This is a genomic window from uncultured Allofournierella sp. (assembly GCA_944382705.1).
GTDB lineage: Bacteria > Bacillota > Clostridia > Oscillospirales > Ruminococcaceae > Allofournierella.
In genome coordinates this window covers 1-23,359 of sequence record CALWNE010000010.1, presented here as the reverse complement: position 1 = coordinate 23,359, position 23,359 = coordinate 1, and the positions used below count along the sequence as shown (strand labels likewise).

The following is a 23,359-nucleotide window of genomic DNA, read 5'->3' as shown; positions in this document are numbered from 1 at the left end:
TCTCGGGGTGCACCTCGGGTTCCTTTTCGTCCTCGGCGTTCCACAGGCGCACGGTGCCCACGTCCCGCCGGAAGGAGGGGAAGGACCCCCAGTCGAGGCCCGAGGCGGCGAAGAAGGCCGCCGCCGCGTCCAGCACAGCGGGCAGGTCCCAGGCGATGAGGTCCAGATAGCCGCAGAAAAGGCCCATGGCGCCGCCCAGCAGGGTCACCTTGTCCGGGCCCGCGGCGGCGGCAAGCGCCTCTTCCAGCTGACCGCGCAGGGCAAAGGCCTGCGCGCCCCGCTCCTCGGGGGCAGACCCGTCCAGCGGCCAGCAGATAAAGCCTGCCGCCGCGCCGTCGTCGTGGAGCAGGTCCACCGCGCCGCTCTCCCCCGCCAGGTACTGGCGCACCAGCGCCGGGCAGCGGGTGGAGCCGGCGATGGTGTCCAGCCGCCAGTCGGCGTCCGGGTCCTCGTTGGGTTCCAGATGGTAGGTGACGTAGCAGTTTTCCAGGCTGGCCGCCGGGTCGTCCGTTTCGCCCTGTTCCGGCGCGCCGGGCACATCCTCCATGGAGGCAAGGTCCACACTCACCTTCCAGTGCTGTGCCAGCGGGGCGGGCGCCTGGCGGACGAACTGCGCCAGCTGGAGCAGGCGCGCCCGGTCGCCGCCGGGGAAAAAGACCAGTTCATATCCTTCGCCCCGGCGCAGGGCAAACTCCGGCCGGGCAAAAGCGAGGTTCAGCGCGCCCTCCGCCAGTTTCTCCGCTTTGCTTTGCTCTCCCTCGTCCAGCAGGCTGCGCACCTGCGCTTCCCGCCGGCCAAACTCCGCCCACGCCTCAACGGCACGGCGGCGGAAGGGCCGCTGGAACCGGGGCAGGGTGAGCCGGCGGCGGCAGTCGTCGATGAGCTGGCGGATCTCTTCCCGGCTGTTGCGCTGGGGCGAATCTCCGGGGTGCAGCTCCAGCGCCCGCTCCAGATACGAAAGGGCCGCGGCCTCCCGGTCCAAGTAATAGCAGGCGTAGCCCATGCGGAAGTTCCAGCTGTAGGGGTCGGGGCAGTCGGACTCGTGGCGGGCCATCAGCTCCAGCGCCCGCAGCAACATCTCCCGGCCTTCCGGTTCGTCGAGCTGGGCCAGGTTGTTGTAGGCCCGGGCCAGTTCCATATCGGTGGCGGCGGTGCGCTGCTCTTCGGGCAGCGCTTCCAGCGCCTGAACGATCTTTTCGTGTTCCTCCGCCTCATGCCACAGGCGGCACTGTTCCAAAAGGTCCATGGGGTGCGGTCCTCCTTTTGCCCCCGGGGGGCGTGTATTCTACTCCGATTATACCGAAAGCGGCAGCGAAACACAATGCCACAAAAAGACAAAAACTCGCGATTGTCTTTATTTATCGTTCGCAACACCGCCCGTGCGTCTTTTCCCGGTCTTGCAGCAAAAAAAGCCCCGGAACCAAACGGTTCCGGGGCTTTTGAAGCAAAGGGTACTGAAATCAGCGCTTGCTGAACTGGGGAGCCCGACGGGCAGCCTTCAGACCGTACTTCTTGCGCTCCTTCATACGAGGATCGCGGGTCAGGAAGCCAGCCTTCTTCAGAGCAGGACGCAGGTTCTCGTCGTACTGCAGCAGAGCGCGAGCCAGGCCGTGGCGGATAGCGCCAGCCTGACCAGAAACACCGCCGCCGCCTACGCGAACAACCAGGTCAAACTTGCCCTCAACCTCGGCAACTGCCATGGGCTGACGAACGATCAGCTTCAGGGTCTCCAGGCCAAAGTACTCTTCGATGTCACGGCCATTGATGGTGATCTTACCGGTGCCGTTGTATACACGAACACGGGCAACGGAATTCTTACGACGACCGGTGCCGTAGAAGTAAGGTTTAGTCTCGTACATACTCTATTGCCTCCTATTAAAATTCGTAAGCTTCGGGCTTCTGTGCAGCATGCTCATGCTGAGCGCCCTTGTAGCAACGCAGACGGGTCATAGCCTTAGCACCCAGGGTGTTGGAAGGAACCATGCCCTTGATGGCTACATACATAGCCTTATCGGAGTTTTCAGCCATCAGAGTCTTGTACTGAATCTCCTTCAGGCCGCCGATCCAGCCAGAGTGGGTGCGGTAGTACTTCTTCTCCAGCTTCTTGCCGGTCAGTACAGCCTGATCGCAGTTGATTACGATAACATGGTCGCCGCAATCAACATTGGGGGTAAAGGTAACCTTGTTCTTGCCACGCAGCAGAACGGCAGCCTGGGCAGCAACACGGCCCAGGGGCTTGCCTGCGGCGTCGATTACATACCACTTGCGCTCGATCTGGGCGGGTTTTGCGAGAGTAGTGCTCATATCGATTTCCTCCTGAATTCATTTTACATTGCAGCGCCGGTGGGCGCGGGAATTATGTTCCATTAAAGCGCACTTTGACGCAAGACAGATTATATCTCACTTTACGGAATGCGTCAAGCACTTTTTTCGATTATTTTTATTGGCTCTGTTCAAACTCTTGTTTTCTCTCTCATACTCTCATTTTCTCTCGTTTTCTAAAACTCTATTTGTGTATAAAATTTTTTCGTAAAAAGTTTGTGCAACTTGTTGGCTCCTATGGTATAATAGCCGCAGTATAATTTCTTGCCCAGTCTGGCTAATTTGGGCCGGCTGCGCAAGAAATTGCTCCTAATTTTTAGGAATATATAAATTTTATATTACATTATATAGTGGCAAGCGGTGGCGATTGTATTGTACCGTTTGCTGCCTATACCCCGCTGCTGCTTGCAGCAGTTTCTTATTTTTTTATCAATCTCAAAGGCGGTGGAGTGCAATGCAGCGGTTGGAAGGCCTGATGCGCAAAGCAATTCAAGATTATGGAATGATTCAACCTGGCGATAAAGTTTGCGTAGGTGTATCCGGCGGCAAGGACAGTGTGGCCCTTACGGTGGGCCTGGCCCATCTGCGCCGGTACCTGGGCATTCCCTTTGAGCTGGTGGCAGTAAGCCTGGACCCTCAATTTGAGGGCAAAACCACCAATTACGAACCCCTACGACAGCTGTTTGCCCAGTTGGATGTTCCCTATGAAATCCGACTGAGCCAGATTGGCGAAATCGTGTTCAACATTCGGCAGGAACCAAACCCCTGTGCTCTCTGTGCCAAAATGCGCCGGGGCCTTTTGCACAACACTGCAAAGGAACTGGGCTGCAATAAAATTGCTTTGGGGCACCATCTGGACGATGCCATCGAAACCTTTTACATGAATCTGTGGGGCGAGGGCCGTCTGGGCTGCTTTTCCCCTGTTACCTACCTGTCCCGCAAGGACCTTACTATGATTCGGCCCATGATTCTGGCCACCGAAAGCCAGGTGCGCAAGGCGGTAAGCAGCAGCAACCTGCCCATTGTAAAAAGCACCTGTCCTGCGGATGGAGCCACCCGCCGCCAGGAAATGAAGCAGTATGTGGCGGAAATGAGCCGTAAAGACAAGGCATTCCGGCAAAAGATGCTGGGTGCCATGCAAACTGCCGACCTGGACGGCTGGATGCCCCAGACCATGAAGGGCTGATGTTCAGGCAAAAGAAACCCACAAAGAGGTGTTTTGGTTGGATTTTGAAAAACATTGCTGGGCTGAGGTCAACCTGGATGCACTCACCCACAATTTCCACCGGCTGTGCCAACACGCAGGCACAGCAAAAGTGTGTGCAGTGGTCAAGGCGGGCGCCTATGGCCATGGTGATTTGCGGGTGTGCCGAGCACTGGAACAGGCCGGTGCCCAGTGGTTTGCGGTAAGCTGCCTGGCCGAGGCTTTGCATCTGCGGGCCAACGGCATTGCAGGCAATATCCTAATTTTGGGCCATACCGACCCGGCATTTGCTGCTCAGCTTGCGGCAAACAACCTGACCCAAACAGTATTCAGTCCGGAATATGCCCAGCAGCTCTCTAAGCAGGCTCAAGCCGCCGGGCAGGTAGTTTTCTGCCACCTGAAGGTAGACACCGGCATGGGGCGTTTGGGCTTTTTAGCCCGTGAAATGGGCCAGGTAAACAGCTGCGTACAGGCACTTTCCCAGTGCTGGCAGCTGCCCGGCCTTTCCATCCAGGGGCTATTCCAGCATTTTGCCGTGGCCGACAGCCACACCCCCCAGGATGTGGCCTACACCCAAGCCCAGCATGATTTATTTGTTGCAGTGGTTCAGGAGCTGAACCGCCAGGGCCTGCGCCCGGCATTGCTGCACTGCTGCAACACAGCCGCCTTTATTGAGCATCCGGAATGGGCCATGGACTTGGTGCGCCCCGGTATTGCTCTTTACGGCTGCGACCCCAGTGACCAGGTGCATCTGGACGGCTTGCGTCCGGTGCTTACCGTTAAAACAGTCATCAGCCAGGTAAAGGAGCTGGAGCCCGGCCAGGCTTTGAGCTATGGGCTGCACTTTACCGCCCAGCAGCCCCTGCGAGTGGCTACCCTCTGCGTAGGCTATGCAGACGGCTACCCCCGGATGCTTTCCAATCAGGGGGTTTGCTCGGTTCACGGCCAGAGTGCCCCTGTGCTGGGGCGGGTGTGCATGGATCAGCTGATGGTGGATGTGAGCCAGATTCCCGAGGCCAAGGCTGGGGATGAGGCCATTGTATTTGGCGGCCCTGGGGCAGACAGCCTTAATGATGTAGCCCAAAAAGCCGGTACCATCCCCTACGAAATTATGTGCGGTCTGGCCCTGCGGGTGCCCCGTGTTTACCTGAAGGATGGCCGCCGCACCGCTATTTCGGATTTCTTAAAGCAAAACGAAGGAAAGGCAGGCATTCTGGAATGAACAACATCCTGATTGTTGTGGATTACCAAAAGGACTTTGTAAGCGGAGCCCTGGGCTTTGAAGCCGCCCAGGCTTTGGAAACCGGCATTGCCCAGCGGGTAGAAACTGCTTTGGCACAGGGCTGGAAGGTGCTGTTCACCCGTGATACCCACCAGCCGGACTATCTGGAAAGCAGGGAGGGCCGGTATCTGCCGGTCCCCCACTGCCTGCAAGGCAGCGAGGGCTGGCAGCTGGAAGGCAGCCTGCATCGGTACGAAACTGCCCCTGTGGACGGGGTAGCTTTTGTGGACAAGCCCACCTTCGGCAGTGCCGGTTTGCCCCAGGCCGTACAGGATTTGTGCGGCGGCGAACCGGGTGAGATTCAGCTGTGTGGTGTTGTTACCAACATCTGCGTGGTAAGCAATGCCATCCTGCTGCACTCCTTCTTTTTAAACAGCGAAATTTCCATTGTGAGCAGCCTGTGCGCCGCGCCCACCCCCCAGGACCACCAGCGTGCCCTGGATTTGCTGGCAGGCATGGGCTACAAAATTCTGTAATACATCACTACAAAGCCAAGAGGAGGTTCTATTTTGGCAAGAGACAATATCCGTAATTTTTGCATCATTGCCCACATCGACCACGGCAAAAGCACCCTGGCCGACCGTATTCTGGAAAAGACCCACAGCGTGGATCAGCGCCAGATGGAGGAGCAGCTGCTGGACAACATGGACCTGGAGCGTGAACGGGGCATTACCATCAAGGCCCGTGCTGTAACCTTAAACTACACCGCAAAGGACGGCAAGGAGTATGAGTTTAACCTGATTGATACCCCCGGCCATGTGGACTTCGGCTACGAGGTAAGCCGCAGCCTTGCCGCCTGCGAAGGCGCTATTCTGGTGGTGGACTCCAGTCAGGGCGTGGAAGCCCAAACGCTGGCCAACACTTACATGGCTCTGGAGCATGACCTGGAGCTGGTGCCCATCCTGAACAAAATCGACCTGCCCAGTGCAGAGCCGGACCGGGTAGCCCAGGAAGTGGAGGATGTCATCGGTCTGCCCTGCATGGACGCTCCCCGTGTTTCCGCCAAGATGGGCATCGGCATTGAGGATACTCTGGAACAGGTAATTCGGGATATCCCTGCACCTTCCGGCGACGAAAATGCTCCCCTGAAGGCCCTGATTTTTGATAGCGTGTACGACAGCTACAAGGGCGTTATCGTATACATTCGTGTGTTTGAAGGCACCGTAAAGCCCGGCGATACCGTTCGCATGATGGCCACCGGCGCAGAATTCACCCTGGTTGAGGTGGGCCGCATGGGTGCCACCAGCTCCATTCCCTGCAAGCAGCTGCAGGCTGGCGAGGTAGGTTATCTGACCGCCAGCATCAAGAATGTGCAGGATACCCGTGTGGGCGACACCGTTACCCTGGTAAATAACCCCACCCCCGAACCGCTGCCCGGCTACCGTAAGGTTACCCCCATGGTGTTCTGCGGCATCTACCCTGTGGACGGCTCCCAGTACCCCGACCTGAAGGACGCACTGGAAAAGCTTCAGCTGAACGACGCTTCCCTGAGCTACCAGCCGGAAACCAGTGTGGCCTTGGGCTTTGGTTTCCGCTGCGGCTTTTTGGGTCTGCTCCATCTGGACATTATCACCCAGCGTCTGGAGCGGGAGTTTGATTTGGATCTGATTACCACGGCCCCCAGCGTAGAATACCGCATCACCCTCACCAGCGGCGAGGTAAAGGTGATTGAAAACCCGTCGGATTACCCCGACCCGGGCCAGATTGCCAAGCAGGAAGAGCCTGTGGTGGACGCCCACATCTACACTCCCACCGAGTATGTGGGCAGCCTGATGGATTTGTGCCAGAACCGCCGGGGCGTGATGATTGACATGAAGTATCTGGACGAGAGCCGTGTGGACCTACACTATGAGCTGCCTCTGGGCGAAATCGTGTATGACTTCTTTGATGCCATCAAGAGCCGCAGCCGTGGCTACGCCAGCTACGACTACGAGATGAAAGGCTTTAAGGAGTCCAAACTGGTTAAGCTGGATATGCTGCTGAACGGCGACATGGTGGACGCCCTTTCCATGATTGTTCATGTGGACAAGGCATACTCCAAGGGCCGCCGCCTGGCGGAGCGCCTGAAGGAAAACATCCCCCGTCAGATGTTTGAAATTCCCATTCAGGCTGCCATCGGCGGCAAGGTCATCGCCCGTGAAACCATTAAGGCCCTGCGCAAGGATGTGCTGGCCAAGTGCTACGGCGGTGACATCTCTCGTAAGAAAAAGCTGCTGGAAAAGCAGAAGGAAGGCAAAAAGAAGATGCGTCAGCTGGGCAGCGTAGAACTCCCCAGCGAGGCCTTCACCGCCGTTCTCAAGCTGGACGAGGAATAATTATTTTTACCCTATGCCCCAAACCCGATGGTTTGGGGCTTTTTGTTTTATCTCTTGACAGGCTGCCTGTGCAGGATTATAATAACAATACAAACACATGAACATTTGTTCATGTAAAAGGAGGTTTAACATCTTGTCCCATGCCCCCAGTTACCCCGCTGATAAGGATTGCTGCATCCACTGCGATGTGGTGCAGCAGGTGCAGGAAGAACTGCCCAGCGAGGAATTTCTGTACGACCTGGCGGAACTATTCAAGGTATTTGGCGACTCCACCCGCATCAAGGTGCTGTATGCCCTGCTGGACCGGGAGCTGTGCGTGGGTGATTTAGCCCAGGTGCTGAATGTTTCCCAGTCTGCGGTGAGCCACCAGCTGCGCATCCTAAAACAGTTCAAGCTTGTAAAATTCCGCCGTCAGGGCAAAACCATCTTCTATTCTCTGGACGATGACCATGTGCGTTCCATCCTTTCGATGGGGGCGGAGCATGTGGAGGAATAACCAGCCTTAACTTGTCATTGCTTTCCTTAAACTTTTATTTTGTTGCTGCTAAAAGGAGTTGTTTGTTATGATTAAAAAATTCAACATCGAAGTGGACTGTGCCAACTGTGCTGCAAAAATTGAAACCGCCATCAATAAGCTGCCGGGTGTAACCAATGCTTCCATTAGCTTTATGGCCCAAAAGCTGGTGCTGGAGGCAGAAGAAGCCCTTATGGAAGGTCTTGTAAAGGAAATTCGCAAGACTGCCCGAAAAATCGAACCTGATTTTGAGATTGACTGCTAACCCCGGTCCGAACAGTCTGCCCCAGGCAGCGTTTGAAAGGTTTGTAAGAATTGCGAGGTTGATTGCATGACCAAAAAACAAAAACGGATGCTGCGGCGCATCCTCTGCACTTTAGGCCTACTTGTGACGGTGGGAGTGGTGGATGCACTGCTGCCTCTTCTGCCCTGGCCGGTACAGCTGCTGCTGTATCTGGTTCCCTACTTCACCATTGGCTGGGATGTACTGCGTAAGGCAGCACTTGGCATTGTGAATGGCGAAATTTTTGATGAAAATTTTTTGATGGCAGTGGCCACCGTGGGTGCCCTGTGTATGAAGGAATACGGTGAAGCCGCCGCTGTAATGCTGTTTTATCAAGTTGGCGAGTTGTTCCAGAGCTATGCAGTGGGCAAAAGCCGCCGCAACATCGCTGCCCTAATGGATATTCGGCCGGATTATGCCAACATCCTGGACTCGGAGGGCAAGCTTGCCCAGGTTGACCCGGATTTGGTGGCCGTAGGCGATACCATCGTGGTGCAGCCGGGAGAAAAAATCCCCCTGGATGGCCTGGTGCTGACCGGCAGCGGACAGCTAAACACCAGTGCCCTCACCGGCGAAAGCCTGCCCCGCAGTGTAGCGCCGGGAGATGAGGTTATTTCCGGCTCCATCAGCACCGACGGCCTGCTGCACATTCAGGTTACTCGCCCCTTTGCCCAGTCCACCGTAGCCCGTATTTTGGATTTGGTGGAGAACTCCAGCCTGAAAAAGGCAAAGGCCGAAAACTTTATTACCAAATTTGCCCGGTACTACACCCCCGCCGTTTGCATCGCCGCCCTGCTGCTGGCCCTCGTACCGTCGCTGATTACCGGAAACTGGGGCGTTTGGGTGGGGCGTGCTCTCACCTTTTTGGTCATCAGCTGCCCTTGTGCACTGGTTATCAGTATTCCCCTCACCTTCTTTGGCTGCATTGGCGGCGCTTCCCGCTGCGGTATTCTGGTCAAGGGCGGCAACTATCTGGAAGCTTTGGCCCAAACCCGCACCATTGTGTTTGATAAAACCGGCACCCTCACCCAGGGGGTGTTCCAGGTTAGCAGCCTGCACCCCGCCCAGCCCTTTACCCAGCAGCAGCTGTTGGCTGCCGCCGCCGCTGCGGAATGTTTTTCCAGCCATCCCATTGCAAAAAGTCTGCAAACTGCCTATGGTGAGCCGGTGGACCCCAATGCCGTCACGCAGGTACAGGAGCAGGCAGGCCATGGCGTAACTGCTTTGGTGAATGGCCAGCAGGTGGCTGTGGGCAGTGCCCGGCTGATGGAACATCTGGGGATCTCCTACCAGCCCCTGCATCAGGCAGGCACGGTGGTGTATGTATCCATAAACGGCCAGTTTGCAGGCTCCATTGCCATCAGCGATGCCCTTAAAGCCACCTCGGCCCAGGCCATCCAAAGCCTGAAGCAGCAGGGCATCCGCACGGTCATGCTTACCGGCGACAATGCCGCCGCTGCCGGTGAAGTGGCGCAAGCCTTGGGCCTGGACCAGGTGGAAGCGCAGCTTTTGCCTGCCGACAAGGTAACCTGGGTGGAAAAATTGCTGGCCCAAAAGCCCAAAAACACCACCCTTGCTTTTGTGGGCGATGGCATCAACGATGCCCCTGTGCTGAGCCGGGCGGATGTTGGCATTGCCATGGGCGGCATGGGCTCGGATGCAGCCATCGAAGCTGCAGATATCGTGCTGATGGACGATGACCCGGCCAAAATTCCTCTGGCCCTTTCCATCGCCCGCAAGTGCCGCCGCATTGTAACCCAGAACATTGTGTTTGCACTGAGCATCAAGTTCTTGTTTTTGCTGTTTGGTGCATTGGGCATCGCCAATATGTGGTGGGCTGTGTTTGCGGATGTGGGCGTTATGGTGCTGGCCGTGCTCAACGCCACCCGGATGCTGTATGTGCACCAAAACACACGCAGCTGATTGCCAAGGCCACCGCCATGCAGCGATATCCCCAGCTTTGAAACAACGCAACCAAAAAGCCTCTGCCGGTTCCAATCGGCAGAGGCTTTTGTGTTCTTTTGCTAACTTTCTGCATGACCAGCTTTGTCCGTTCATACCTTTATACAAACAGCGTATAAAGGAGTGCATCCCTATGAAAGGAAATCCAGAGGAGCGGGCCGTGCTGCTTGGCGAATACATTATTTCCACCGGGGCCACCGTGCGTACCGCCGCACAGGCTTTTGGAATCTCCAAAAGTACGGTACATAAGGATATCACCTGCCGCTTGCGTCATTTGAACCTGGCTTTATACCAGCAGGCTCACGCTGTGCTGGAGGTGAACAAAGCGGAGCGCCACCTGCGGGGTGGAGCAGCTACCCGCAAAAAGTACCGTCACAGGCCCTGAATCATCTTTTTTTGCCAAGGCTGGGGGATTATCCGCCATTTTCTGTGGCTTTTTGGCGGGTGTTATATTATAATACCTGTAGAATTTTACTCGCCAGCTTTGGCAGAAAAGAGGATGAAACACCATGGAACGAATTGATTGTGCCGTGATTGGCAGCGGCCCCGCCGGGCTTTCTGCCGCCATCAACCTGCACCAGCGGGGCAAAACCGTAGCTGTGCTGGGTGCTGCCCCTGGCTTTTTGTGCAAGGCCGAACGGGTGGACAACTACCTGGGCCTACCCGGCGTAACCGGCCAGGAGATGCTGGATATTTTTGCTGCTCATGCAAAAGCCCTGGATATTGTACCCAAAGAGGGCCGGGCGGCCAACATTCTGCCCATGGGCAACAGCTTTATGATTAACTTTAACGGCGATATTCTGGAAAGCCGTTCGATTATTTTGGCCTGCGGCATTGCCAGAGCAAAGCCCATTCCCGGCGAGGCAGAGTTCCTGGGCAGGGGTGTTTCCTACTGCGCCACCTGCGACGGTATGCTGTACCGGGGCAAAAAAATTCTGGTATGGGGGCTTGCGCCGGAGGCCGGTCACGAAGCCAACTTCCTGGCCTCCATCGGCTGCCAGGTTACTTTGGTGGCTGCCAAGGCCCCGGAAGGGCTGAAGGACGAGGTGCGTTTTGTGCCCGGCAGCGTTAAGGCTGTGGGCGGCGAGCAAACCGTCTCCTGGGCGCAAATCGGCAATGGGCAGGAAGCCTTTGAAGGCGTGTTCATTCTGCGCAGTGCCATTGCGCCGGATACCCTGCTCCCCGGTCTTGCACTGGACAACGGCTCGGTGGTGGTGGACCGTTCCATGGCCACCAATCTGCCCGGCGTGTTTGCTGCGGGTGATGTAACCGGCGCACCGCTCCAGGTTTCCAAGGCGGTGGGCGAAGGGCTGATTGCCGGCCTGAGTGCTGCCGACTGGCTGGATCGCCAGGACAGCTGATTCAAAAGCATCCACCTGTATGGGATGGCTGGGCGCTGCACCCTTGAATAAGGGGCAGCCGCCCAGCCTTTTGCCTGTTTGTACCGGCCAGGGGCCAGTGCGGGCAATCCTTCTGCAAAACACAAAGGGAGTGAAGCATATTGAAATTACTGTTAAATCACTGCAAGGGGCACTATCACCATCTGGTACTGGGACCCTTATTCAAGCTGTTTGAAGCCATTCTGGAACTGATGGTTCCCCTTTTGATGGCCAACATCATCGACATCGGCATTAAAACCGGCGACCGTGCCTATGTGCTGCGGCAGGGCGGCCTGCTGGTGCTGCTGGCGGTTCTGGGCATTGCCGCCGGGCTGGTGTGCCAGTATTTTGCCAGCGTGGCCGCCTTCGGATTTGGCGCCTCTCTGCGGCGGAATGTATTTGAGCATATTCTCACCCTTTCCCCCCAGGAAACGGACTCCATTGGCACTGGCAGCCTGATTACCCGTATCACCAACGATGTGACCCAGGCCCAGAACGGCCTTAACCTGTTTGTGCGTCTGGCCACCCGTGCCCCCTTTCTGGTGGTAGGCTCTCTGGTAATGGCCTTCCGCATCAACGCCCAGGTGGCCTGCATCTTTTTGGTCACCACTCCCCTGATTGTGGCGGTTCTTTACTGGATTATGAAGCGCACCCTGCCGGACTATGCCCGCATCCAGCAAAAGCAGGACACTCTGGGTGCACTGGCTGGCGAAACACTGGAAGGCGCCCGTGTCATCCGTGCCTTTTCCCGTCAGGAAAGTGAGCGGCAGGATTTTGCCCAGGCCAGCCAGGAGCACAGCCAGCTTACCATCCATGTGGGCCGGTTCTCCGGGGCACTGAATCCCCTCACCTATCTCATTGCCAACCTGGGCATTCTGGGCCTTTTGTGGTTTGGCGCACAGGCTACCCAGCAGGGGGTACTGCTCAGCGGCGATGTATTTGCACTGGTAAACTACATGACCCAAACCCTGCTGGCTCTCATTGTGCTGGCCAACCTTATTGTGCAATTTACCCGTGCCATTGCCAGCGGCAAGCGCATCAGCCAGCTGCTGAACACCCAGCCTTCCATTCAGGACGGCGATGGAGCCAAGGCCCGGCAAAGCCAGGAACTGGTGCAGTTCCGGCAGGTGGAATTTGCCTACAACCAGGGCCGCCCTGCCCTGTCCGGCCTGAATTTTTCCATTCAAAAGGGACAAACTGTGGGCATTATCGGCGGTACCGGCTGCGGCAAAACCACACTGGCTAAGCTGCTGCTGCGTTTTTACGATGTAACCAGCGGCGAAATTTTGTTCAATGGGCAGGATGTACGCCGCTACCGGCTGCAAGATTTACGGGCCTGCATCGGCTATGTACCCCAAGCGGTGAACCTGTTTTCCGGTACCATCCGTTCCAACCTGAAACTAGGCGCACCCAACGCCACCGACCAACAGCTCTGGCGGGCACTGGAGCTGGCCCAGGGCAAAGAATTTGTGGAGCAAACCGCCCAGGGGCTGGATACTCCCGTGGAGGAGGGCGGCAAAAACTTTTCCGGCGGTCAGCGGCAGCGGCTTACCATTGCCCGTGCCCTGGCCAAGCAGCCGGAACTGCTGATTCTGGACGACTCCTCCAGTGCCTTGGACTACGCCACCGATGCCGCACTGCGCCAAAGCCTGCGTACCGGCACCCAGGGGGCCACTGTTGTGCTGATTAGCCAGCGAGCTTCCACCATCCGCCATGCAGACTTGATTCTGGTGCTGGACGGAGGCCGCATTGTGGGCCAGGGCACCCACGAGCAGCTGCTGCAAAGCTGCCCGGTATACCAGGAGATTTGCATTTCTCAAAAGCTGGTCAGCCCCCAGCAAACGGCTGCAAATCAGGCCCAGGAGGTAACCCCATGAAAAACCAGATTATACGGCGCATTGCCGCTTATATGAAGCCCCACAAAACCAGCCTGGTTCTAGGCATTGCGGCCGCTGTGCTTCAGGTATTGTTCACGCTCATTCTGCCGGTGCTCATTGGCCAGGCCATTGACTGCCTGGTGGGGGCAGGCCAGGTACAGTTTGAACGCCTTATTCCCCTGCTTTGGCAGATGGCAGGGTGCATTCTGCTTTCCAGCCTGTTCCAGTGGTTTATGAACATGACGGTGCGCACCGTCAGCACCAAAACAGCCCAGTCCATGCGCCAGCAAGCCTTTGACCAGCTGGGCCGGGTTCCCCTTTCGGTGATTGACCAGTCCGCCCACGGCGATTTTGTAAGCCGGCTGGTCAACGATGCAGATGCAGTGGCCGAGGGCCTTTTGCAGGGCCTGACCCAGCTTCTGCCCGGCGCAGCCACCATTCTGGGCGTTCTGGTCATCATGTTCCGGCTGAACGCCTGGATTGCCCTGGTGGTGGTTCTGGTTACCCCCCTTTCCATCCTGTTTGCCCGGTTTGTTGCCCGCCGTACCAGAGATTTATTCCGCCGTCAGGCTGCGGCCCAGGGGGCACTGTCCGGCTATGTGAACGAGATGGTGGGCGGCCAGGACCTGATTAAGGCCTTTGGCAGCCAGCAAGCCTGCCTGGAACAGTTCGACACTCTCAACGAAAGCCTGCGATTTTCCAGCCTGTGGGCGGTGTTTTACTCCTCGGTGGCCAACCCCGGCACCCGCTTTGTAAACAACATTGTTTATGCCTGTGTGGGTGTGTTTGGGGGCCTGGCCGCTCTCAGCGGGCACCTGAGCGTGGGCACCCTGGCCTCCTTTTTGACCTACGCCAACCAGTACACCAAACCATTCAACGAGGTAACAGGGGTACTCACCCAGCTGCAAAGTGCGCTGGCCAGCGCCCAGCGGCTGCTGTGGCTGATTGACCTGGAACCAGAAACACCGGACCCGGACCAGCCCCTTCAGGTGGAGCACTGCACCGGTCAGGTGGAACTGGCCAATGTGTCCTTCTCCTATCAGCCGGAACGGCCCCTGATTCAGCAATTTAGCCTGCAAGTAAAACCCGGCCAGCGGGTTGCCCTGGTAGGCCCCACCGGCTGTGGCAAAACCACCCTCATCAATCTGCTGATGCGTTTTTACGATGTAAACAGCGGTGTCATCAAGGTGGATGGTGTTCCCATTCGGGAGATGCGCCGCAGCGATCTGCGCAGCCTGTACGGTATGGTGCTGCAGGAAACCTGGCTCAAACACGCCACCGTGCGGGATAACATTGCCTACGGCAAGCCGGATGCCACTCTGGAAGAAATTCAGCAGGCCGCAAAGGCAGCCCATGCCCATGGGTTTATCCAGCAGCTGCCTCAAGGCTACGATACCATGATTGCCCCGGGTGGCGGCAATCTTTCCGCCGGGCAAAAACAGCTGCTCTGCATTGCCCGCATTATGCTGTGCCGGCCCCAGATGCTGATTTTGGACGAGGCCACCAGCAACATTGACACCCGTACCGAAATGCTGGTGCAGGCTGCCTTTGAGCAGCTGATGGAGGGCCGCACCAGCTTTGTGGTGGCCCACCGGCTTTCTACCATTCAATCGGCGGATGTAATTCTGGTTATGAAATCCGGCCATATTGTGGAACAGGGCACCCACCAGGAACTGCTTGCCCAAAACGGCTTTTATGCCACCCTTTACAACAGCCAGTTTGCAGGGCAGGAATAGTTTTTTCCGCCTTGACGGGGCGTTTTTCAGCCTGGTTTGCTTAAAAGCAAGCCAGGCTGTTTTTTGATGGGCTGGCAAGATTGCAGCAATTTGGGTTTTTGTTGCAGGAATTTTAGCTCCTGTGCTATAATAGACCAAAAACAGATACACAGGGTTTGTGCCCGGAGCAGTTGCTCCAGGTACATGGCAAGGAGGCACTTTTCCATGGATATTATGGTGTTAGGCGTAGCGGGCGGCACCGGCAGCGGCAAAACCACACTAACCCGTCGATTGAAGGAACGATTTGGGGACCGCATCAGCGTTATCAGCCATGACAACTACTACAAGCGGCAGGATCACCTCACCTACGAGCAGCGGTGCCTGACCAACTACGACCATCCGGATGCCTTTGACACCGAGTTAATGGTGCAGCATCTGGCCGCATTGAAGCAGGGCAAAACCATCTACTGCCCTGTGTACGATTTCTCTCAGCATAACCGGTCGGAGGATTTGCTGGAAATTCGGCCTGCTCCTGTGATTTTGGTGGAGGGCATTTTGATTTTTGCCAGCCAGGAACTCTGCGATTTGATGGACATCAAGGTTTTTGTGGATACCGATGCAGATGTTCGCATCCTGCGGCGCATTGTGCGGGATGTCAAAAAGCGGGGCCGCACCCTGGAGAGCGTGGTATCCCAGTATCTCACCACGGTAAAGCCCATGCATGAGCAGTTTGTGGAGCCCAGCAAACGCCGGGCAGATTTGATTATTCCGGAAGGCGGCAAAAATACCGTTGCACTGGATATGCTTTTCCACCGGCTGGACAACCACCTGAACGGGCACCGGGATTGACCTTCTGCCCAGCAGTCTTTTTTGATAGAACACAAAAAACCAGGCTTTCGCCCCTGTTTGCACAGGAGGGCAAAAGCCTGGTTTTTTTATCAATGGTACCGAACAGCAAGCCCCCCGCCTCTCTGCATATCGCCGGGTGGCGGGGGGCTGCCTGCCGAAATAGGATTCACGCCTATTTCATGACAGCTGCCATGGAATAGGCCGAAGGAACCGCTCTTATGCTCCCTTTTTGTAGGAACCGGTCATCCGCTCCCAAAGGGTGGGTTTGTAAATCCCCAGCGACTGGCGGTAGGCTTTTTCTGCCTGACGCATTGCCCTATCTGCCTGGCGTGCCTCGGCAGTATGGTGAACCATTCCGTAGCTGTTTACATCAATTTCGATTTCCCGTTTTACTCGTCCAGATTGTGCCGGCATTAAGAACAACATAAACTACGCATCTCCTTTCACTGCATTGAACCCAGCGATACTGCGGTATGCAGTACCGCTTAAAAAGCAGGGCACACCCCAGTGGTATGCCCTGCTTTCCATCTTTGTCTTGCTGCAAACAGGGCGTTCCCTCTCTGCCAGAAGCCCACGGCCCTCTGGCCATTCAGATTGCAGTATCAAATTCTATTGGTAATGTTGCCTTGGTGCTACAAGCAACAAAGGCACTGCTTCGGACTTTTTAGCCCAAGCCATGAATCCTTACCAAAGATTCATGGTCTGCTGGTACATCTCCATATACCGCTGGGCAGAAGCATCCCAGCTGAAATCAGATTCCATGGCACGGCGTACCAGCACCTGCCAGCCTTCCTTGTGCCAGTATCCCTCTTTGGCGCGCCAGCAAGCCTGGTACAAATCGTGCGCATTGTACTGAGCAAAGGTAAAGCCGTTGCCCTCACCATTGCCGGAATCCTGAATAGAGTCCCGCAGGCCGCCGGTTTCGCGCACAATGGGAACGGCGCCATACCGGCAGGCCACCATCTGGGACAAGCCGCAGGGCTCGGACTTGGAGGGCATCAAAAACAGATCCGCACCTGCATAGATACGGCGGGCCAGCGGGGGCACAAAGCCAATGTACACGCCTACACGGCCAGGATGGCGGGTGGCCAGCTCCGAGAAGAAGGCCTCGTAGCCATGCTCACCATTGCCCAGCACCACCAGCTGAATCCCTTCATCCAGAAGGCCCTCGGCCACACTGCGCACCAAATCCAGCCCTTTGTGACCCACCAGCCGGGTTACCATAGCCATAACCGGGCTGCCGTCCTGCTCCAGACCAAATTCTTCCTGAAGAGCCTGTTTGCAGACAGCCTTGCCCTCGGCCACCGTGTCTGCATTATAATTTTCCGCAATGTTGGGGTCGGTTTCGGGGTTATAGGAATCCACATCAATGCCGTTCAGAATGCCGCACAGCTTGTACTGTTTCTGCCGCAGCAGTCCATCCAGACCGTGGCTGAACCAGGGGTCCAGAATTTCGTTTGCATAGCTGGGGCTAACAGTGCTTACCTTGTCGGCAGTTTCGATTGCCCCCTTCATAAAGTTGGCGCATCCATCGTATTCCACCAGGTGGGCATCCTGGTAGCCAATGCCGCAGGTATCCTGCAAGATATCCAGGCCGTACTTGCCCTGGTACTGGATGTTATGGATGGTAAATACCGTTTTGATTTTGCTGAACTTATCCAGATGGCGGTAGTACAGGTTCAGGTAAACCGGCACCAGGGCGGTTTGCCAGTCGTTGGCGTTGATTGCATCCGGCACAAAGTCGGTGTAGAACAGCATTTCCAAAATAGCCCGGCTAAAGAACGCAAACCGCTCGCCATCGTCGTAAAAGCCATACAGTCCGCTGCGTTTAAAGTAATACTCGTTATCCAAAAAATAAAAGGTGACACCGTCCCGCTCGCAGCTAAACAGGCCGCAATACTGGCTGCGCCAGCCCACGGGAACACTAAAGTTTGTTATGTAGGTAAGCTCATCCCGAAAACGCAAATCGCCGTACAAAGGCATAACCACCCGGCAATCCACACCATTTTTTACAAGTGCTTTCGGAAGGCTGCCGGCCACATCGCCCAGGCCGCCAGAGGCAGCAAAGGGATTGGCCTCGCTTGCACAAAACAATACATTCATAAAAATTCTCCTTTCCATCACAGAAAGCGGGAGCCCCCCAGGGCTCCCGCCCTGGGGAGAGTAAAACAGGATTTTGAAAATCCTCTTACAATCAAACGGTATGGTTTTTTGCCACAAACACAGGGAAGGTCTCGGTGCCTGTGAGGGTTTTGTCTGCGGTAATCTTTACATTTTTATCCGTTACCACATACTCCACCTGTGCGCCTGCTTCTACAACGGTGTTCTGCATCAGCACGCAGTTTTTTACCTTGGCACCCTTGCCAACCTTTACACCACGGAACAGCACGCAGTTTTCCACCTCGCCCTCAATCAGGCAGCCATCTGCTACCATGCTGTTTTTTACATGGCAGTCCATGGCGTAGCGGGTGGGGGCGTTATCGTGCACCTTGGTGTAAACAGGCATCGTTGCAGGGAACAAAGCGTCCACATTGGCAGGGTCCAAAAGACGCATATTCTCCTGGAAGTAGCTGTTCCGGTCGCTGATGCGGGCGGTGTAGCCGGTGTACTCGTAGCCCTGCACATTCAGCAGTTCCAGATTGCGGCCCAGGATATCCTGCTCAAAGGAGGTAACGCCCCGCACGGTGGCATCCTTCACCATGGTGATGAGGGTTTCTCTTTGAATGATGTACACATTCATGGAAAGGTTCTGCACACCGGGACGGTAATCGTTGGTGAGCAGCTCGGTTACACGGCCCTCGTTGATTTTGAAGGTGAAGTTATCCTCCTTCAGCCCCTGCGGAATATCCCGACGCTCGTACATGACCGTTACATCGGCCTTTTTCTGCACATGGGCTGCAATGAGGTTTTTGAAATTGAAGTTGAAGGCAATGTTGGAATCGCTCAGGATTACAAATTCTTCCTTCTGCTTCTCCAAAAAGTCCACCACGCTGGCCAGTGCCTCCACACGGCCCCGATACATCTTTACATTGCTGGTTGCATAGGGCGGAACCAGGTTCAAACCGCCCTGCTTGCGGCTCAAATCCCACTCACGGCCGCTGCCCAAATGGTCAATCAGCGAACGGTAGTTCTGCTTTACAATCATGGTTACATTGCTTACGCCAGAGTTCACCATGCCGGAGAGAATAAAGTCAATCATGCGGTAACGGGCTGCAAAAGGCACGGAGGCCATGGTGCGAGCATTTACCAGTTCGGGCACCAGATTATCGTGGGCATTAGAAAAGATAATTCCCAGAGCGTCGGCGTTGGATTTTACCATTGTTCTTCACCATCCTTCACATCTTTTACAACCATGGCCTTGGGGCCTACCTTGGCATTTTCGCCAATGGTAACGCCCTCGCCTACCACGGCAATTCCCCAGCCGGAAATGTCTTCCATATCCTCGGGGCGCTCACCCACCACGGCATCTTTTTTTACCACAACATTCTCTGCAATGATGGAGTATTTAACCACTGCACCGGGTTCGATGACGGCGCCGGGCATTACGATGGAGTCCTCTACCACAGCGCCTTCGCCTACCTTAACGCCGGAGAACAGCACGCTCTGCACCAGCTTGCCTTCCACACGGCAGCCTTCGGTTACCATGGAATTATCGATGGAGGCGTGCTCACCAATAAACTGGCCGGGCTTGCCGGAGTTGCGGGAGTAGATTTTCCAGTCCTCGCTCCATACATCCAGCGAAACCTTGGGATTGAGTAAATCCATGTTTGCCTCCCACAGGCTGTCGATGGTGCCCACATCCTTCCAGTAACCTTCAAAGGGATAGGCTACCATCTTTTCTTTGCTGGCCAGCATATTGGGAATGATGTTTTTGCCAAAATCGTTGTCCGATGCGGGGTTAGCTTCGTCCTCAATCAGGAACTTACGGAGTTTTTCCCAGGTAAAGATGTAGATACCCATGGAAGCCAGGTTGCTTTGGGGATTTTTGGGTTTCTCCTCAAACTTGGTAATGGTGCCGTCCTGGTCGGCGGTCATAATGCCAAACCGGCTGGCTTCTTCCCAGGGTACCTCCATGACAGCGATGGTGCAGTCAGCACCTTTTTCCTTGTGGAAATCCAGCATCTTGCTGTAATCCATCTTATAAATATGGTCGCCGGACAGGATTACCACATAGCCGGGGTTATATCGCTCAATAAAATTGATGTTCTGGTAGATGGCATTGGCAGTGCCCTTGTACCAGTCGGAACCGGTGGCTGTCTGGTAGGGCGGCAGCACATGCACACCGCCATACAGGCGGTCCAGATCCCAGGGCTGACCGTTGCCAATGTACTCGTTCAGCACTAGGGGTTGGTACTGGGTTAGGATACCGACGGTATCAATGCCGGAGTTTACGCAGTTGGAGAGCGGAAAATCGATGATGCGGTACTTTCCGCCAAATGGTACAGCGGGTTTTGCCAGACGCTGTGTCAAGGCATACAGGCGCGAGCCCTGACCGCCAGCCAATAGCATTGCAATACATTCTTTCATATGTTTTCTCCCCTTATAGGCAGCCCTGGCTTCAGGCTGCCATATTCTGATATTCCAAAGCCTTGGTCAGCCCTTGGCGGACTTTGCGGCTGTCTTTTTAGCCGCTGGCTTTTTGGCAGGTTTTGCTTCGGCGTCTTTCGCCGAGGCAGAAGTCTTTTTAGCGGTGGTTTTTGCCGTTGTCTTTTTTGCCGCAGGCTTTTTAGCAGCAGGCTTTGCCGTAGCCGGTTTGGGCTGGGGCACGCTGAAGTACACCGTGCTCATGGCTGGCAGCGACACCGAAATGCTTTGTTCAAAGCCATGCAGAGGCTTTTTGCGGGTGCGTTTGGCCCGGTTGTGCAGGCCGGAACCGCCGTACTTCACATCGTCGCTGTTGAGCAGCTCCTTATATGTACCAGCCACCGGCACACCCATTTGGTAATCGGTGCGCTCTACCGGGTTGAAGTTGCACACCACCAGAACCATGTCCCCTTTTGCGTCTCTGCGCAAAAAGGCAACCACCGATTGCTGGTTATCGTCCGGCACAACCCACTGGAAGCCTTCCCAGCTGCAATCAATCTGCCAGAACTGGGGGTGCTGGAGGTAAAATGCGTTCAGGTCGTGCACATAGGCCTGCATCTGGCGGTGTGCATCGTACTCCAGCAGCATCCAATCCAGCCCTTTGGCTTCGCTCCATTCACTGAACTGGGCAAATTCCTGGCCCATAAACAGCAGCTTTTTGCCGGGATGAGCCATCATGTAGCCGTAAAAGGTGCGCAGCCCCGCAAACTTCTGGTCGTAGTCTCCGGGCATTTTGTTAATCATGCTGCCCTTGCCGTGTACCACCTCATCGTGGCTGATGGGCAGCACAAAGTGTTCGCTGAAGGCATAGAAAAAGCTGAAGGTCACCTTGTTGTGGCAGCCGGCCCGGAACAGGGGGTCGGTGCTCATGTAACTGAGCATATCGTTCATCCAGCCCATGTTCCACTTAAAGTTAAAGCCCAAACCGCCATCCTGCACCGGATGAGACACCTTAGGCCATGCGGTGGATTCCTCCGCAATCATAAGTTTGTGGGGGTGGCGCTGCAAAATAACTCCGTTGAGCTTGCGCAAAAAATTCACTGCTTCCAGGTTTTCTTTTCCGCCCCGGCTGTTCTGTTCCCACTCGCCGTCCTTCCGGTTGTAGTCCAGATACAGCATAGAGGCTACCGCATCCACCCGCAGACCGTCCACATGGAACTGCTCCAGCCAGAACAATGCGCTGGAAACCAAAAAGCTTTCCACCTCCGGCATTCCGTAGTTGAACACCTTGGTGCCCCATTCCTTATGCTCGCCCCGCCGGGGATTGGGGTCTTCGTAGCAGGCTTTGCCATCAAACATGGCCAGGCCAAAATCATCTTTGGGAAAGTGAGCGGGCACCCAGTCCATAATAACGCCAATGCCTGCCTGGTGGCACTTATCCACAAAATTCATAAAATCTTTGGGCGTGCCAAACCGGCTGGTGGCAGCAAAGTAGCCCGTTACCTGATAACCCCAGCTGCCATCAAAGGGATGCTCTGTCAGGGGCAGAAGCTCCACATGGGTGTAGTTCATCTGTTTAAGGTAGGGTATCAGCTCATCGGCCAGTTCGCTGTAATTGTAGGGTGCACCGTCCGGCTTCACCCGCCAGCTGCCTGCGTGCATTTCGTAAATATTTATGGGGCTGTTGATGGAATCCTGCTGAGTTTGCTGGGCTTGCCAGGCTTCATCGCCCCATTGGTATCCCTCCAGCTGGTATACCTTGCTGCCGTTGGAAGGGCGGGTCTCTGCATGGAATGCGTAGGGATCCGCCTTAAACAGCAGCTCATCCTCCTGGGAAGTAATGCAATATTTATACACATCAAATTCCTTCAGGCCTGGCACAAAGGCCTCCCAGATTCCTGTGTTTTCAATTTGCTGCATGGGGTGGCTGCCAGGCACCCAGCTGTTGAAGTCGCCTACAACGCTCACTGCTTTCGCATGGGGTGCCCACACTCGAAACACTACGCCGTCTTGCTCCTGCTCCCGCTCCAGATGGGCACCAAAAAATCGGTATGCCTCAAAATTGTTGCCCTGCTTGAACAGATAAACCGGCAGTTCTGCATAGTCATTCATCTTTTTCACGCCTGTCTCCCTCCCCGGGGGCAACTCCCCCGCTTTCCTTTACTATTATCATATCATCTTTGGGAGATTTTTCAAGCATTTATATGTTATATACTGCCAAAAAAGTAATTTTGTTTTTTATCGTTTTGTATCTTTTGTACACTATTTTTTTACAAAATTTTAGCATTCGTCATAAACAGTGTAAAGATTTGGTGTGTCTGGTTTGCTTATTCCCTGGTTAAGGTGCTAATTTACCACAAAGCAAAGCAAAATAGCCTATGCCCTGCTTATGCAGGACACAGGCTATTTTGCTTTATTTCCAGGCTTCGTTGCACAAAATTTTTACCACTGCCTTTTTTACCGGTTCCGGCTGCTGGCAGCAGAGGGTGGGCATATGGGGCTCTCCTGCCAAAAACAGCGCAAACCGCCCTTCACCCAGCTGGCCTTCACACACCGAACGGCCAGACCCCAAGCCAATATCTGCCTGCTCATCAAATCCCTTTGCATTGTATTGCACAAAATCCGAAACGCTAAAGCGTTCGCAGCCTTCCAAATCCAGCTGCAAATCCATGTAGCGCTTATGCACCTCGTACTCTGCTCCTTCCTGGGGCCGGGTTTGTGCATTCATTACATTAACGAACACACGGTCTCCATCAATTTCCGTGCGGCCCAGGGGCAAATCTTCCAAACGATTTTCCTGAAGCCAGCTCAGCAGAATATCCAAGCCATGAAAACACCCTGCATAAGCAATGAGATTTTGCATGGAATCACAAATCACAACAATCGCTCCCTTCGTTATTATCCGTTTGCATTCAGTCGTGCCCTCTGCATACCCAGCGCAGCACAAGCCCAATTTGTTTTGATGAATTTTGCCAGCTTTACAAAAAACCAGGCAGAAAAACTGCCTGGTTCAGCCTGTCGAAAAAGGTCGCCAAAAGGCGGCCTTTTTCTCGTATCATGGAAGAAAATGGGGTATAATGGTGTAGGGTGATAAAAATGCTGGTAAAGAACACAGAAAATCGAGGACAGCTGG

21 protein-coding genes and 1 pseudogene are annotated in these 23,359 nt (G+C 55.3%); 12 read left to right on the top strand and 10 right to left on the bottom strand.

Annotation, left to right across the window (positions count from 1 at the left end):
* The 3 genes and pseudogenes from ACH2EM_RS01365 to rplM form a co-directional block, all read right to left on the bottom strand.
* A pseudogene (locus ACH2EM_RS01365) lies at positions 1 to 1,246 on the bottom strand (hypothetical protein); the annotation flags it as partial.
* 214 nt (positions 1,247 to 1,460) lie between these two features.
* Positions 1,461 to 1,859, bottom strand: coding sequence for a 30S ribosomal protein S9 (gene rpsI / locus ACH2EM_RS01360; RefSeq protein WP_395150249.1), 399 nt, complete (start codon positions 1,857 to 1,859; stop codon positions 1,461 to 1,463).
* Between the two features lie 16 nt (positions 1,860 to 1,875).
* Complete coding sequence (rplM, locus tag ACH2EM_RS01355; protein ID WP_395150248.1) at positions 1,876 to 2,304, bottom strand: 50S ribosomal protein L13; 429 nt, start codon at positions 2,302 to 2,304, stop codon at positions 1,876 to 1,878.
* Positions 2,305 to 2,776: 472 nt separating this feature from the next.
* Between rplM and ACH2EM_RS01350 the strand changes: the two genes are divergently transcribed.
* The 12 genes from ACH2EM_RS01350 (at position 2,777) to udk (ending at position 15,702) form a co-directional block, all read left to right on the top strand.
* Complete coding sequence (locus tag ACH2EM_RS01350; protein ID WP_395150246.1) at positions 2,777 to 3,508, top strand: tRNA 2-thiocytidine biosynthesis TtcA family protein; 732 nt, start codon at positions 2,777 to 2,779, stop codon at positions 3,506 to 3,508.
* 37 nt (positions 3,509 to 3,545) lie between these two features.
* Positions 3,546 to 4,748 (top strand): alanine racemase, encoded by a 1,203-nt coding sequence (alr, locus tag ACH2EM_RS01345; RefSeq protein WP_395150245.1) that lies wholly within the window; start codon positions 3,546 to 3,548, stop codon positions 4,746 to 4,748.
* Positions 4,745 to 5,284, top strand: a complete 540-nt coding sequence (locus ACH2EM_RS01340; RefSeq protein ID WP_395150243.1) for a cysteine hydrolase family protein — start codon at positions 4,745 to 4,747, stop codon at positions 5,282 to 5,284. The genes alr and ACH2EM_RS01340 overlap by 4 nt, the downstream gene beginning before the upstream one ends.
* A 33-nt stretch (positions 5,285 to 5,317) precedes the next feature.
* Positions 5,318 to 7,123 carry a translation elongation factor 4 gene (gene lepA / locus ACH2EM_RS01335; RefSeq protein WP_395150242.1) on the top strand — a complete coding sequence of 602 codons (1,806 nt, stop codon included), beginning with the start codon at positions 5,318 to 5,320 and terminating at the stop codon, positions 7,121 to 7,123.
* Positions 7,124 to 7,298: 175 nt separating this feature from the next.
* Complete coding sequence (locus ACH2EM_RS01330) at positions 7,299 to 7,619, top strand: ArsR/SmtB family transcription factor (protein WP_395150251.1); 321 nt, start codon at positions 7,299 to 7,301, stop codon at positions 7,617 to 7,619.
* A 67-nt stretch (positions 7,620 to 7,686) separates the two neighbouring features.
* Positions 7,687 to 7,902, top strand: coding sequence for a cation transporter (locus ACH2EM_RS01325; protein WP_395150241.1), 216 nt, complete (start codon positions 7,687 to 7,689; stop codon positions 7,900 to 7,902).
* 66 nt (positions 7,903 to 7,968) lie between these two features.
* A complete protein-coding gene (locus tag ACH2EM_RS01320; RefSeq protein WP_395150239.1) occupies positions 7,969 to 9,843 on the top strand; it encodes a heavy metal translocating P-type ATPase in 1,875 nt (624 codons plus the stop codon).
* Positions 9,844 to 10,015: 172 nt separating this feature from the next.
* Positions 10,016 to 10,267, top strand: a complete 252-nt coding sequence (locus tag ACH2EM_RS01315; RefSeq protein ID WP_395150238.1) for a sporulation transcriptional regulator SpoIIID — start codon at positions 10,016 to 10,018, stop codon at positions 10,265 to 10,267.
* A 124-nt stretch (positions 10,268 to 10,391) separates the two neighbouring features.
* Positions 10,392 to 11,243, top strand: coding sequence for an NAD(P)/FAD-dependent oxidoreductase (locus tag ACH2EM_RS01310; protein WP_395150237.1), 852 nt, complete (start codon positions 10,392 to 10,394; stop codon positions 11,241 to 11,243).
* 140 nt (positions 11,244 to 11,383) lie between these two features.
* The gene (locus tag ACH2EM_RS01305) at positions 11,384 to 13,138 is read left to right on the top strand and encodes an ABC transporter ATP-binding protein (RefSeq protein ID WP_395150236.1); all 1,755 of its coding nucleotides are present in this window, start codon (positions 11,384 to 11,386) and stop codon (positions 13,136 to 13,138) included.
* On the top strand, positions 13,135 to 14,874 hold the full coding sequence (locus tag ACH2EM_RS01300) for an ABC transporter ATP-binding protein (RefSeq protein WP_395150235.1): 1,740 nt from the start codon (positions 13,135 to 13,137) through the stop codon (positions 14,872 to 14,874). Before ACH2EM_RS01305 ends, ACH2EM_RS01300 begins: the two co-directional genes overlap by 4 nt.
* A 204-nt stretch (positions 14,875 to 15,078) precedes the next feature.
* The gene (gene udk, locus ACH2EM_RS01295; RefSeq protein ID WP_395150234.1) at positions 15,079 to 15,702 is read left to right on the top strand and encodes a uridine kinase; all 624 of its coding nucleotides are present in this window, start codon (positions 15,079 to 15,081) and stop codon (positions 15,700 to 15,702) included.
* A gap of 216 nt (positions 15,703 to 15,918) precedes the next feature.
* Here the strand turns inward: udk and ACH2EM_RS01290 are convergent, their stop codons facing one another.
* From ACH2EM_RS01290 to ACH2EM_RS01260, 7 genes are all read right to left on the bottom strand, one after another.
* Positions 15,919 to 16,128, bottom strand: a complete 210-nt coding sequence (locus ACH2EM_RS01290; protein WP_395150233.1) for a hypothetical protein — start codon at positions 16,126 to 16,128, stop codon at positions 15,919 to 15,921.
* Between the two features lie 258 nt (positions 16,129 to 16,386).
* Entirely contained in the window at positions 16,387 to 17,805 is a 1,419-nt protein-coding gene (gene glgA / locus ACH2EM_RS01285) for a glycogen synthase GlgA (protein WP_395150232.1), read from the bottom strand.
* Positions 17,806 to 17,896: 91 nt separating this feature from the next.
* On the bottom strand, positions 17,897 to 19,021 hold the full coding sequence (gene glgD / locus ACH2EM_RS01280) for a glucose-1-phosphate adenylyltransferase subunit GlgD (RefSeq protein WP_395150231.1): 1,125 nt from the start codon (positions 19,019 to 19,021) through the stop codon (positions 17,897 to 17,899).
* Entirely contained in the window at positions 19,015 to 20,229 is a 1,215-nt protein-coding gene (locus ACH2EM_RS01275; RefSeq protein WP_395150229.1) for a glucose-1-phosphate adenylyltransferase, read from the bottom strand. The genes glgD and ACH2EM_RS01275 overlap by 7 nt, the downstream gene beginning before the upstream one ends.
* A gap of 66 nt (positions 20,230 to 20,295) precedes the next feature.
* A complete protein-coding gene (gene glgB / locus ACH2EM_RS01270) occupies positions 20,296 to 22,338 on the bottom strand; it encodes a 1,4-alpha-glucan branching protein GlgB (RefSeq protein WP_395150250.1) in 2,043 nt (680 codons plus the stop codon).
* 301 nt (positions 22,339 to 22,639) lie between these two features.
* Complete coding sequence (locus tag ACH2EM_RS01265) at positions 22,640 to 23,104, bottom strand: YhcH/YjgK/YiaL family protein (RefSeq protein WP_395150228.1); 465 nt, start codon at positions 23,102 to 23,104, stop codon at positions 22,640 to 22,642.
* Positions 23,105 to 23,124: 20 nt separating this feature from the next.
* A partial coding sequence (locus tag ACH2EM_RS01260) for a hypothetical protein (RefSeq protein ID WP_395150227.1) occupies positions 23,125 to 23,359 on the bottom strand: 235 nt, incomplete at its 5' end.